The sequence below is a fragment of the Marinobacter sp. genome, from assembly GCF_014859525.1.
GTDB lineage: Bacteria > Pseudomonadota > Gammaproteobacteria > Pseudomonadales > Oleiphilaceae > Marinobacter.
In genome coordinates this window covers 1-13,175 of sequence record NZ_JACUUB010000023.1, presented here as the reverse complement: position 1 = coordinate 13,175, position 13,175 = coordinate 1, and the positions used below count along the sequence as shown (strand labels likewise).

Genomic DNA, 13,175 nt, shown 5'->3' with positions numbered 1-13,175 from the left:
ACGTCCACATAGGCGGGGGTAAGTAACCGAAGGTAAAAGGCTGGAATGGAAAAAAGCCGGAGGGGATGACCCCCTCCGGCTAGTGTTCAGGCGAAGTTTTCGTTGTTTTCTGCTTTTTGCAGCAGCAGTGCCGGCGGCGTGAAACGCTCGCCGTACTGGTCGGCCAGCTGTTGCGCGCGCTCTGCAAAGGCCCGCACACCGTACTGGTTAACGAACTGAATGGCACCGCCGGTCCAGGGCGCGTAGCCGATCCCGAAGATGCTGCCAATGTTGGCATCTTCCACGGTACGCAGCACGCCTTCTTCCAGGCAGCGGATGGTTTCGATGGCCTGCATGAACAGAATCCGGTCTTTCAGGTCTTGCAGCTGGACGCTCCGAGCTTTGTCCTGATCCACAAACAGGCTCTCCAGCTCTGGCCAAAGGTACTTTTTGCCTTTTGCCGGGTACTCATAAAAACCGGCGCCGGCGGCTTTGCCTTTGCGGTCGTGAGTATCCACCATGGCATCAATGATGGCCTCGGCCGGGTGGGGCTGCCAGGTGCCTCCGGCGGCTTCGGTGTCTTTCCGGCTCTGGGCGCGGATATGCTGCATCAGGGTTAAGCTGACTTCATCGGAGATGGCCAGAGGTCCGACTGGCATGCCGGCCAATACGCCTGCATTTTCGATGCTGGACGGGTGAATGCCTTCGGCCAGCATGCTGATGCCCTCGTTGACGAAGGTGCCGAATACCCGAGAGGTAAAGAAGCCCCGGCTATCGTTGACCACAATAGGGATCTTGCCGATCTGCTGCACGTAGTCGAACGCCCGGGCCAGGGTTTCATCAGAGGTTTTCTCCCCCACGATGATTTCCACCAGCTGCATCTTGTCTACCGGCGAGAAGAAGTGCAGGCCGATAAAGTTATCCGGTTTGGCGGAGGCCTCAGCCAGCTGGGTAATGGGAATGGTGGATGTGTTAGAGGCAAAAATGCCACCGGCGGCCATTTTTGGCTCAGATTCCTGAGTGACTTTTGCCTTCAGGTCGCTATCTTCGAACACCGCTTCGATGATCAGATCACAGCCATCCAGGTCATCTGCCGAAGCGGTCGTTTTAATGCGGGCGAGAACGTCGGCCTTTTGATCCTCGGTCATGCGGCCCCGGCTGACTTTCTTGGCCAGTAAGTTCTCGGAGTAGCTTTTGCCTTTTTCGGCATTCTCGACAGATACATCTTTGAGCACCACATCGATGCCGCGCGTAGCGGTCGAGTATGCAATGCCGGCACCCATCATGCCTGCACCCAGCACACCCACTTTTTTAAAGGTGGCCTTGTCAACGCCGGTCGGACGACTGCCGCCGGCTTTGATCGCGTTGAGCTGAAACCAGAAAGTGCCGGTCATGTTCTTGGCAACCTGGCCGGTCACCAGCTCGGCGAAGTAGCGGGTTTCAATCAGACTGCCGTTATCAAAGTCCACCTGGGCGCCTTCCACCGCCGCAGAAAGAATCCGCTCGGGCGCGGGGTAGCAACCTTTGGTTTTCTGGCGCAGCATGGCAGGAGCAATGGCCAGCTTTTGAGCCATGGCCGGGTGGTGTGGCGCACCACCGGGCAGTTTGAACCCCTTCTGATCCCAGGGCTGCTGGCACTTGGGGTTGGCCTCAATAAAGGCCCGGGCCTTAGCCATCATGTCGGCTGCTGAGCTGGCGAGTTCGTCAACGATGCCGGCTTTCAACGCCGCCTTCGGGTTAACTTTTTTGCCTTCCATCAGGAACGGGAAGGCAGCCTCCAGACCAATCATTCTGGGCAGTCGCTGGGTGCCACCACCGCCGGGCAGCAGGCCCAGAGTTACCTCCGGCAGGCCCAACTGGGTGCTGTCGTCATCCAGTGCAATGCGGTGATGGCAGGCCAGGGCGATTTCCAGGCCACCGCCAAGGGCGGTGCCGTTAATGACAGCAACCACCGGCTTACCACTCGTCTCCAGCAGGCGCATGTCGGCTTTCAGCCCATTTACCATGGCTTCAAAGTCTTCGGCCTGCTCACGGGTCACTTTATGCAGCTCGTTCAGGTCGCCGCCGGCGAAAAAGGTTTTCTTGGCGGAGGCGATGATGATGCCCTTGATATTGTCCAGGTCGTCTTTGACCTTGTTGGTGGTCTCGGTCAGGGCCGCGCGGAACTCACTGTTCATGGTGTTGGCGGACTGGCCCGGCATGTCGATGGTGAGGGTCAGAATCTGGTCTGAACCCAGGTCGTATTTAATGGCACTCATGGTCGGTTCCTTATTCTTGAAAGTGGGGTTCAGACGCGCTCGATGATGGTAGCAATGCCCATACCACCGCCAACGCACAGAGTGGCCAGGCCGTAGCGCAGTTCACGGCGTTCCAGCTCATCCAACAGGGTGCCCAGAATCATGGCGCCGGTAGCCCCAAGTGGGTGGCCCATGGCAATGGCGCCGCCGTTAACGTTCACTTTCTCGTCCGGAACAGACAGCTCTTTCTGGAAGCGCATCACCACAGAGGCAAAGGCTTCGTTTACTTCAAACAGGTCGATCTGGTCCACGTTCAGCCCTGCTTTTTCCAGGGCCTTGCGTGCCGCGGGGGCGGGGCCCGTCAACATAATGGTGGGATCGGTGCTGGTGACGGCGGTGGCGACGATGCGGGCGCGGGGCTTAAGACCCAACGCTTTACCCTTGGCTTCACTGCCAATCAGCATGGCTGTGGCGCCGTCGACAATACCGGAGGAGTTGCCGGCGTGGTGTACGTGATTGATTTTTTCAACGTAGTGATACTTTTCGCGGGCGACACTGTCAAAGCCCATCTCGCCCATCATCTGGAACGATGGCTTCAGGCCAGAAAGGGACTCCACCGTGGTGTTACCGCGTACGTGCTCATCTCGGTCTAGAATGACGACGCCGTTCTGGTCTGTGACTGGCACGATGGATTTCGCGAAGTGACCGCCATCCCAGGCTTTGGCGGCCTTTTGCTGGGAACGGACTGCAAAGCCATCGACATCTTCCCGGCTGAAACCGTCCAGGGTAGCGATCAGATCGGCTCCGATGCCCTGAGGCATAAAGCCGGTGTGCAGGTTGGTCGCCGGGTCGGTGGCCCAGGCACCGCCATCAGAGCCCATGGGTACGCGAGACATGGCCTCAACACCACCGGCAACGATCATGTCTTCCCAGCCGGAGCGAACTTTCATCGCGGCCAGATTGACGGCTTCCAGGCCAGACGCGCAGAAGCGGTTCAGGGTTACGCCCGCGACTTTTTCGTCCCAGCCTGCGGCCAGTGCCGCGGTTTTGGCAATGTCTGCGCCCTGGTCGCCGACGGCAGTGACGCAGCCCATCACAATGTCATCGACTTGGGCGGTGTCTAGCTGATTACGGTCACGCAGGGCGTCCAGTACGGTGGTCAGCAGGCTGATAGGTTTCACGCTGTGCAGTGAACCGTCTTTTTTGCCGCGGCCGCGTGGCGTGCGGACCGCATCAAAGATATACGCCTCGGTGGTCATGATTGTTCCTCTGGTAATTGTTTTCCGGGCACGGTTGTACAGAGCCGTAACCATAGCGTTTACCGGCCATAAGGTGTAATGACAGGCTCTGCCAAACCCATTGGCAATATTGCTCAGGCACAATGACAGCGCGCCGTTGGCCTTCTATGTTGAGTAGTAGGTGATCAACAACCAAGCCATAGGTGTCATCATGTCCCTGCGAGATGCAATCGATAACTTTTACGAACGGTTAGTGCACGACGCCATAGAGGCTACCCGTGAGGAGGCGGATACGGCAGATTATCTGACAGACGTCATGTGTGTGGCGTTGAACCGCCTCCCCGCCAGATACTACCGGCACTCCATCGATATGATGTTCTATCTGGCGGACGAAGAGCTGAAGGAGATGAAAGAAAAAACCCTGGCCGCGGTTAAGCAAGCCAGGGTTTTCGTGAGGGAGCATCATCGTGACTGATTCAAGTCCCGCTGTGTAACGTCTCCAGTGCCCGGTTGAGGCGTTGGGCATGTTCTGTGGTGAGGTCTCCGTTATCAGGTTTGAGGCACCAGAGTGCGACCAGCTTTTCAAACTCTTTGATGGGGTCTTGAGAATCGCCGTTGCCAAGTCCGTCGGTCAAGCGTTGCACCTGAATCTCCATTCTTCGGTTCTGATCCTGTTCCGGTGTTGAGACGCCCGCGAGGATTTCGGCCCGGATGGTCAAATCCCGTCCGTCCCACTCCTTCATGCCGCCATACTGACTGGTCCATTGGGCTGGAATCGACTCCTGAGACAATTGTGACTGAGCCTTATCGTTGACCAGAGTTTGCCAGGTCGTCACTTTATCCCGCATTGCCTTTGCCTGGGCGATATTTTTCAGGCGCTGACGGAGCTGTTGCAGCTGTTCGCGCAGGCGGGGGGAGAGTTGGTTGCCCGAAAGCTGATTGAGCGCTTCTTGCGCTTCGTCGAGCAGTGCCGGGTCAGACTCCGCTGTCAGTTTGACGTATTTGTCCAGTGTCGCCTGTGCGGACTGATCCGCTTGTTCTGTTGCTTGTTGCTGAGCGGTGCGCTGAGCGTCTCGGCGTGCGAAGACCTGATCGCAGGCTTTGCGGAATGCCTGCCATAATTTTCGATCTTCCCGATGCCGGGTAATGCCGACGGCTTTCCAGTCGCTCTGCAGGGCTTTGGCTTGCTCCATTGCCTCTTGCAGAGGTTCATGTGTGATCAGTGTTTCTGCCTTCTCAACAATGGCTTGCTTCAGTGCTTCGTTTTGCTGACGTTCCTGGTCCAGCGGGCGCTCCAGTTGTTTGAGCAACTCGTCAAACCGCTTCTGAACCTGGCGGTTGTCTCGGAAATCCACCGGCCATGCGTTCTTCCATTCTTCACGAGCGGTCTGGTGAATGCGCTCAGCGCCTTTCCAGTTCATCACCGACCAGTCCGCGTTAGCCAGAAAAGCGTCCAGTTGCTCGCAAATGGCTGTTCGCGTCTGCAGGTTCGCCTGTTTAAGATCAGATTTGGCCTCAAAGTAGATTTTGCAGGGCTCATAGGCTGCATCCGATGCCGTTTTGAAGCGGCTCCACAGAGTGCGATCGGATGAGCCTCCCAGGTCGCGCCACTCACTTTGCAGCTCTTTGATTCGCTCAGCTTTTGCTTCTGGCTCGATGGGCTGCTCGGCCAGATGCTCCATTTGCTCACAGAGGGCAATCTGTTTTGGTTCTGTCGCAAAACCTTGCCAGTCACTGAGTTCGCGGAATTGCCCTGCTAACAACTGCATTCTGGCCTGAAGTTGTTTGCGCTGGCGCGGATCGAGCTGCTGGAACTGACTCTGTGCCAGCTTGAAGAGCTGCTTGGATTCCTTGTAAAGCCGGGCGTCGAGAGCGGCTTCGAGTTCGGGAAGCGCCGCTTGCAGTGCATCAGACAACGCTTTCTGCTTTTCCTGGTTGGCGGTCGCCGGTTTGGGAGCTTTGGGTTTGCCTGCCAACTTGCGAACCATGGCCAGATCTGGCGGTTGAGGAAAATCACCCGGCCATTCAATTGTGGTCAGGAGTGCGGAGGCTGCATCGCGATGGGCATCGGTGGCCTGATCTGAATTGGCCCATTCAACGAGCTCAGACATAGCCTCTTTGGCCTGACTCAGCCGGCTCACGGCACTCAGGTAGTTGCGGAACGACAGCATCAGTTGTTCGTAATCTTTCTGCTCCTGTTTGCCAACCTGAGTGTCTCTGGTCGCCTCGAGCCATCGGTTTTCCTGAGTTTTCTGGAAGGCATCCAGCGCAGACAGTGAGGGCAGATCGGCAGCCTCTTTGGACTTCAGATCTGCCAGGGTTTCACGCAGAAGGTCGAGCGTTTCAGAGCGCTGATGCGTTTGCTCCTGATGACGCGCGGCCTCGCTCTTGGCCTGCGCCATTTGCTTCAGGCGCTCACGGCACTGGTGTGCCGCTTCCAGAAAATGCTGGGCCTGCTCCGGAGTGGCTTGGTTTTCCAGCGGTCGCCAGTTTTCCTGAAGGGCCTCAAGACGGGCTTCGTAGAGCTTGGTGTCTTCACTGCCAGCCTGGTCTTGTATCTGTCGGACCAGAGTTTTGATCTTCTCTCGGGTGTTGGCTTCTTCGGCCTGTTGTTCTTTTAAGGTCTGCAAGGCTTGTTTGACGGTTTGATAGACGCTTTTGTCTCGCCCTTTGGCCCGCTTTTGGACCTGCTGAAGCAGGGTTTCATCATGAATCCCTGTGGCTGCTTGCAGCCTGATAGCTGCAGTCGCGCCGTCTATGGCAAGCGTTGCCAGTTGCGACTGACTCAGCGTGTTCTTGAGTTGCTGTTCTTGCTGTTCTCTCAGCAACTGTCTGGTGTCTTGTTCCTTTGGCTGTGGGAGATCAGATTTTGCCGCAGTCTTGGGGCTGGTGGTCGGTGTAGCCTTGCGGGATTTGAACAGTCTCTGAATAAAAGCGGCCATCTAAGGGTATCCTTCAGGATTGAAACCAGTTTGCGGTAGCGGCAATGTATGCCTTCACCGTTCATCGGAGCACAGGCGTGCGCCGGGGCAGTTGAATTGATTGGTCGCTAGTCTAGCGTTTTGACCACATTTGCGGGAAGGGCTTGATGGCAAAAGATGAAAAAGAACAGGATCCGGAATACAAAGCCCGGTCTGTGGCTCTGCGTTTGCTGGCCCGCCGTGAGCACAGTCGCTATGAATTATCCCTGAAGTTGCGCCAACGCCAGATCGATGGGGGGATTATTGATGCGGTGCTGGATGATTATGAGCGTGAAGGCTGGTTGGATGACCACCGTTTTGCAGATGTTTACGCCAGGCAAAGAATGGATTCTGGTTATGGGCCGTTAAAGATTTTGGCAGAACTTCAGCAGCGAGGTGTGAAGCACAGCCCGGAGTGTCTGGCGATAGCCTCCGAGGATGATTGGTGCCGGAGTGCAATTCGCATGCGTGAGAAGCGGTTCGGATTGGGCTGTGTTGACAATAATCTGTCAGAGAAACTCCGGCAGGCGAGGTTTCTTAACCGCCGGGGGTTCTCCGCATCGCATGTGGAGCAAGCGCTGGAAGCGCGCGACCCGGATCACCACGAGTGAGCCGGTACCGTCAGACTGATTGAGCGCTAAAGGGTTGGAGGTATCAGGTTCAGCTCTGGAGGCAGGGCTGCCCGAAGGCTTGGAACGTTCTCTTCTGCCGGCGGAGAGTCCGTCGCGTGTTCCGCTGACGGGTCGAGTGATACCAGCTCGCGTTCGGGCAAGATTGCCGGCTGATCGGGCTCGGTAATACGGGTCAGCACATCGTAATATCGACGTATATTCTGTACGTAAACAACGGGCTCATGGCCCCGTGCATAACCAAAGCGAGTCTTGGTGTACCATTCTTTTTGTGCCAGTAATGGTAAAAACTCTTTCACGTCCATCCAGCGATCCGGGTCTTTACCCCCGGCTTGGGTCAGCCTGCGAGCATCTTCCAGGTGCCCGAAGCCGACATTATAGGAGGCCAGGGCAAACCACGTGCGATCGGGCTCGGGAATGCGCTCAGGAATCTTCGCGTGGACCATGCGAAAGTATCGGGCGCCGCCCTCAATGCTTTCTTCCGGATCCAGCCGGTTGTTTATGCCAATATAGTTTGCGGTATTGCGAGTTAACATCATCAAGCCGCGAACACCGGTGGGCGAGACCGCGTTGGGGCGCCAGTGAGATTCCTGATAGCCAATAGCTGCCAGCAGGCGCCAGTCCAGACCAACGTCGCTTGCGTAATCCTGGAACAGTGATTGATATCTCGGAAGCCGATTCTCAACGTGGTGCATAAAGGTTCTGGCACCAACATAATTCAGTCGGTCAAGATGCCCGTAGAAGCGTTCAGCGAGCTGGGCCATGGAGCCATTGTCGTGTGCCTCAGACAGGAATTCCGCGGCGGCATTGGCAAGGGAGTCATCTTGAGCCGAGGGGAACAGCCAGACCAGGTCTTTGGGCTCATCAAGTGCAAAACCGTCTTTTACCATGGGGAAATAGACGTGGTTCAAATCCAGTTCGTTTGATGAGACGGCGGCATAAGCAATTTCACCGGTTTCCACCCGGGCGAGCAGTCCGGCCGCATCCAGACCGGGATGAACTTTGCGTTTTATGCCGGCGCCGTCAGGGTCGTCAGCAATAAGATGCTCATGATTGCTGTCGGCGAGCAGGTGCAGGGTTTCTCCATCGAGATCCGAAAGTGACGAAGGTCTGGGGTAATCCCGATGATAGACCACCACAGACTGGGCTTGAACGCCGATCGGAACGGCTCTGAATTTCCCCTCGAAATCCGGCCGCGGGCTCAGGCCGGCCATACCAATGTGTGCATAATTTTTGGAAAGAACGGAGAGAATGCCAGAGTTATCCTCAGCCACACGCACCCGCAACTCCACGCCCATCTGGTCAGCAAAACGGCGAGCGAGTTCGTAGTCGTACCCGGTAGGTGCGTCACGGCCTTCGTAATAAATAGAAGGCGCCACACGGGTAATAACGTGCATTACGCCTTCGTTTTTTACTTCCTGCACTGTGGTGGGCCGTGAGCAGCCATTCACTGAAAGTGTGGCTGTCAGCAAAAATGCAATTGGTAGGCCGGTACTGCTAGCGGTATTGAAAAATCGCGCCAAATCCCTGATCTCCGTCTGTAGCTCAATGTTCAGGATGTGGTGACTGTGTCACTGATTGTCCTGCTTTATGATGCTTGAGGCTATCCATGCTCAAACATAATGATCCCCTTTGCACTCGCCCGGGTCAATTGAGTTGATCAATTAATGTGCAAAATAATGTTAATTATCTCTCAGGCAAAGAGCGTTTCTTACGCTGTATCCTGAGTTCGGTTTCAAGTATCATGGCCGCCTTTCAGACGTCCCCCGATTCGCGCGATACAGGTTGATATCATGCTTGAACTTCGCGGCGCTCCCGCGCTCTCGCCTTTCCGTTCCCAGAAGCTGCACTCCCGGATTCAGCAACTTGTTCCTGATGTGGAGCACGTGTACGCAGAATTTATGCACTTCGTGGATCTTGATGACGACCTTTCCGATGCGGAACAGGCAATTCTTGACCGGCTGCTGACATACGGCCCAACTGTTGAAGTAGAAGAGCCGGATGGCGTTCTGTTTCTGGTGGTTCCGCGGCCAGGCACGCTGTCTCCCTGGTCGAGCAAGGCCACCGACATTGCTCGCAATTGTGGCCTGCGCCAGATTCGAAGAATAGAGCGTGGTATCGCCTATTACGTGCAGTCTGGCCGCAAGCTGGGCCTTGACCAGCGTGAGAAAATAGCCGCCTTGTTGTACGATCGAATGACTCAGAAAGTCTTTCATGAAATGGGTGGGGCAGAGCTGCTGTTCAGTCATGAAGAGCCGAGACTGCTGGGTAGAGTGCCCGTTCTGGTCGGCGGCCGGGATGCCTTAATGGAAGCGAACAGTCGCCTGGGGCTTGCGCTGGCGGACGATGAAATTGACTATCTAGTGACCTCGTTCAACGATCTTGAGCGCGACCCCACCGACGTAGAGTTGATGATGTTTGCCCAGGCAAACTCCGAGCATTGTCGCCATAAGATATTCAATGCCTCCTGGGACATTGATGGCGAAGGACAGGATAAATCCCTGTTTGCGATGATTCGCAACACCTATGAAATGAACAGCGAAGGGGTGCTTTCTGCCTATAAGGATAACGCGTCGGTGATTGCCGGCAGCGAGGCTGGTCGCTTTTTCCCGGCGGCGAGCTCTGGTGTATACGGTTACAACCAGGAGCCGATACATATCCTGATGAAGGTTGAAACACATAATCACCCGACAGCAATTTCACCGTTTGCGGGCGCAGCGACCGGCTCCGGCGGCGAAATTCGGGATGAAGGTGCCACCGGCCGAGGCTCCAAGCCAAAGGCGGGGCTGTCCGGGTTCACCGTTTCTAATTTGAATCTTCCGGGTGATCAGCAGCCCTGGGAGATGGGCTATGGTAAGCCTGATCGTATTGCCTCCGCCCTGGATATCATGATTGAGGGGCCCATCGGTGGTGCGGCGTTCAATAATGAATTTGGCCGACCCAATCTGGCCGGTTACTTTCGGACGTTTGAAGAAAAAGTGCCCGGTGCGGCCGGCGAAGAAGTTCGCGGCTATCACAAGCCAGTGATGATTGCCGGTGGCCTGGGTAACATCCGCGAGCAGCACGTCGAGAAAGGTAACATTCCGGTTGGTGCCAAACTCATTGTGCTGGGTGGCCCCTCTATGTTGATCGGCCTCGGCGGTGGCGCTGCGTCTTCGATGGATTCGGGAGCCAGCAATGAAAACCTGGATTTTGCCTCGGTTCAGCGCGACAACCCTGAAATGGAGCGTCGCTGCCAGGAAGTGATCGATCGTTGCTGGCAGATGGGTAATGACAACCCAATCTGCTTTATTCACGACGTAGGCGCGGGTGGGTTGTCAAACGCCATGCCAGAGCTGGTGAAAGATGGCGGCCGTGGTGGCAAATTTGAACTCAGAGACATCCCCAGCGATGAGCCCGGCATGTCGCCCCTGGAGATTTGGTGCAACGAATCCCAGGAGCGCTACGTGATGGCGGTTGCGCCAGAGAATCTGGAACTGTTTGACTCGCTTTGCCGACGTGAGCGCTGCCCTTATGCAGTGGTCGGTGAGGCGACGGAGGAGCATCACCTTGCGTTGGGTGATTCCTACTTCAATGACAAGCCCGTTGACCTTCCCATGGAGGTGCTTTTCGGTAAACCCCCGAGAATGCACAGAAGCGTGACCCGCTCTTCCTTTACCAAGCCGATATTTGATTCAACCAAAATCGACCTTCAGGACGCGGTGCGCCGTGTTCTGAGGCTGCCATCGGTGGGCTCCAAGAGCTTCCTGATCACCATCGGTGATCGTACCATCACCGGGCTTGTTGCCCGGGATCAGATGGTTGGCCCATGGCAGGTGCCGGTCAGCGATGTAGCGGTAACTGCGGCGTCTTTCGACGTTCTTACCGGTGAAGCGATGGCGATGGGCGAGCGCACGCCGCTTGCAATTATCGATGCACCTGCCTCCGGCCGTATGGCCGTGGGTGAGACGATCACCAATCTGGCCGCGGCGCCCATAGCCAAGCTGTCGGATATTCGCCTTTCGGCAAACTGGATGGCAGCTGCTGGCCACCCTGGTGAAGATGAAAACCTGTATGACACCGTTAAAGCGGTGGGTATGGAATTGTGCCCGGCCCTTGGAATCACCATCCCGGTCGGTAAAGACTCCATGTCGATGAAAACCACCTGGGAAGAGGAAAACGGCGAGCATAAGAGTGTGACTGCGCCGCTGTCTCTGGTGGTTAGTGGGTTTGCACCGGTAACCGATGTTTCGCGCACTTTGACCCCGCAGCTGCAAACAGGCGCTGGTGAAACCGACCTTGTCCTGATTGATCTGGCTGCGGGTCAGAATCGCTTGGGCGGATCAGCGTTGGCACAAGTTTATCGTCAGGTTGGTGCGGTTGCGCCGGACCTGGATGATCCAGAGGACATCAAGGCATTCTTTGCCGTTGTGCAAGGCCTGAATGCTGATGGCAAACTGCTGGCTTACCATGATCGCTCCGATGGCGGCTTGTTCGTGACTCTGGCAGAAATGTGTTTTGCTGGCCGAACCGGCGTGGATATCCGGTTGGATGGCTTGGCAGAAGATAAATCCCAATTCGCCCGCGAACTGTTTAATGAAGAACTGGGAGCTGTCATTCAGGTGCGCCGTGACGATACGGGCTTTGTGTTGCAGCAGTTCTCTGCCGCGGGGCTTGGTGATCACACCAGTGTCATCGGCACGTTGAACGATAAAGATCGTATGCGTCTCACCTTTGAAGGGGACGCGGTGATCGATGAGTCACGGGCTGATTTGCAGCGTTTGTGGGCCGAGACCAGCTACCGCATACAGTCGCTGCGTGACAACGCTGATTGTGCCCAGGAAGAGTTTGATAATTTGCTGGATGCCGCAGACCCTGGCCTGAGTGCTAACCTCAGTTTTGATATTAATGAGGACATTGCTGCGCCGTTCATCAGCACCGGTGTACGGCCTAAAGTGGCTGTGCTCAGGGAGCAAGGCGTCAACGGTCAGGTCGAAATGGCTGCGGCCTTTGATCGTGCCGGATTTGAGGCCGTTGATGTGCACATGAGTGATCTGCTTTCGGGTCGCCTCTCGCTCGACGCGTTCCAGAGCCTGGTGGCATGTGGCGGATTCTCATACGGAGATGTGTTGGGGGCGGGAGAAGGCTGGGCCAAATCCATCCTGTTCAATGACCGTGTGCGTGATCAGTTTGCAGCCTTCTTCAACCGCCAAGATACGCTGGCTTTGGGCGTGTGTAATGGCTGTCAGATGCTGTCGAACCTTCATGAGTTGATTCCCGGCAGTGAGGGTTGGCCACGTTTTGTGCGCAACCAGTCAGAGCAATTTGAGGCGCGTTTGGTGATGGTTGAGGTAACTCCGTCCCCGTCTGCATTTTTGGATGGCATGGCTGGATCTCGCATGCCGATTGCGGTTGCTCACGGTGAGGGGCGGATTGAGCTTGCACCAGGTAACTCTGTGCAATCACTCACCGATAATGAAGTGGTCGCGATGCGTTTTGTGGATAATCGGGGCCAGGTGACGACCCGTTATCCCTATAATCCGAATGGGTCTGAGTCTGGCATCACGGGCGTAACAACTCGGGACGGTCGTGTAACCATTATGATGCCACACCCCGAACGCGTGTTCCGAGCGGCTCAGCACTCCTGGCGACCGGATGGCTGGCAGGAAGACGGTTCGTGGATTCGTATGTTCAGGAATGCCAGGCGCTGGTTTGGCTGATTGAACAGAAGGCTCCGGCAGTAACAGAGCCGGCCTGTAAGAGATTCCTTGGCAGGGGGCTCTTCAGGCCGGTTTTTTGTTGCTACTCAAGTTGAACCATGCTCAAGAAATGTGCATAACAGCTCGAAAATAAGCTTAATATTTGCTCGTCAAGGACTTGACTCGATAATTTTATGCACATTCTCAGTGCGTTATTGGTTGTGCTGTGAACAAAGTCCGAGAATTACGTTTACTTTTTGCTCTTTGTTTATATGTGACTGATTTAAAAGAGTAAAATTAAACGGGTGATTTTGTCGCCAATTTAACAAAAGGTCAGTAACTGTGGGGGCTGGGGACGGATTCCCCAAAACTTTCCCCAGAGTTATCCACAGATTCTGTGGGTAAGTTCAGAACTCCTTGTTGTGTGTTAAATTTAAACGATTTGAGGTGTCCG

At 55.7% G+C, this 13,175-nt stretch carries 7 protein-coding genes; 3 read left to right on the top strand and 4 right to left on the bottom strand.

Annotation, left to right across the window (positions count from 1 at the left end; genetic code table 11):
• Positions 1-86: 86 nt before the first annotated feature.
• Together IBX51_RS07075 and IBX51_RS07070 are read right to left on the bottom strand one after the other, a co-directional pair.
• Positions 87-2,237, bottom strand: coding sequence for a 3-hydroxyacyl-CoA dehydrogenase NAD-binding domain-containing protein (locus tag IBX51_RS07075; RefSeq protein ID WP_291830165.1), 2,151 nt, complete (start codon positions 2,235-2,237; stop codon positions 87-89).
• Between the two features lie 29 nt (positions 2,238-2,266).
• Entirely contained in the window at positions 2,267-3,475 is a 1,209-nt protein-coding gene (locus tag IBX51_RS07070) for an acetyl-CoA C-acetyltransferase (RefSeq protein WP_291830163.1), read from the bottom strand.
• A gap of 190 nt (positions 3,476-3,665) precedes the next feature.
• Here IBX51_RS07070 and IBX51_RS07065 point away from each other — a divergent pair, with 190 nt between their 5' ends.
• Positions 3,666-3,929, top strand: a complete 264-nt coding sequence (locus IBX51_RS07065; protein WP_291830162.1) for a late competence development ComFB family protein — start codon at positions 3,666-3,668, stop codon at positions 3,927-3,929.
• A gap of 1 nt (position 3,930) precedes the next feature.
• On the opposite strand, the gene IBX51_RS07060 is transcribed toward IBX51_RS07065, so the two are convergent.
• Positions 3,931-6,396, bottom strand: coding sequence for a DUF349 domain-containing protein (locus IBX51_RS07060; protein WP_291830160.1), 2,466 nt, complete (start codon positions 6,394-6,396; stop codon positions 3,931-3,933).
• Positions 6,397-6,542: 146 nt separating this feature from the next.
• On the opposite strand from IBX51_RS07060, the gene IBX51_RS07055 reads away from it, so the two are divergent.
• Positions 6,543-7,025, top strand: a complete 483-nt coding sequence (locus IBX51_RS07055) for a regulatory protein RecX (protein WP_291830158.1) — start codon at positions 6,543-6,545, stop codon at positions 7,023-7,025.
• A 26-nt stretch (positions 7,026-7,051) separates the two neighbouring features.
• Here IBX51_RS07055 and mltF read toward each other — a convergent pair whose 3' ends face one another.
• Entirely contained in the window at positions 7,052-8,494 is a 1,443-nt protein-coding gene (gene mltF, locus IBX51_RS07050) for a membrane-bound lytic murein transglycosylase MltF (protein WP_367166343.1), read from the bottom strand.
• Between the two features lie 342 nt (positions 8,495-8,836).
• On the opposite strand from mltF, the gene purL reads away from it, so the two are divergent.
• The gene (gene purL, locus IBX51_RS07045) at positions 8,837-12,742 is read left to right on the top strand and encodes a phosphoribosylformylglycinamidine synthase (protein ID WP_291830154.1); all 3,906 of its coding nucleotides are present in this window, start codon (positions 8,837-8,839) and stop codon (positions 12,740-12,742) included.
• Positions 12,743-13,175 lie beyond the last annotated feature (433 nt).

Bases quoted from the DNA above. Each gene is read 5' to 3' on its own strand.
- purL (WP_291830154.1), top strand. From the start codon at position 8,837: ATGCTTGAACTTCGCGGCGCTCCCGCGCTCTCGCCTTTCCGTTCCCAG.
- IBX51_RS07055 (WP_291830158.1), top strand. From the start codon at position 6,543: ATGGCAAAAGATGAAAAAGAACAGGATCCGGAATACAAAGCCCGGTCT.
- IBX51_RS07065 (WP_291830162.1), top strand. From the start codon at position 3,666: ATGTCCCTGCGAGATGCAATCGATAACTTTTACGAACGGTTAGTGCAC.
- IBX51_RS07060 (WP_291830160.1), bottom strand. From the start codon at position 6,396: ATGGCCGCTTTTATTCAGAGACTGTTCAAATCCCGCAAGGCTACACCG.
- IBX51_RS07070 (WP_291830163.1), bottom strand. From the start codon at position 3,475: ATGACCACCGAGGCGTATATCTTTGATGCGGTCCGCACGCCACGCGGC.
- IBX51_RS07075 (WP_291830165.1), bottom strand. From the start codon at position 2,237: ATGAGTGCCATTAAATACGACCTGGGTTCAGACCAGATTCTGACCCTC.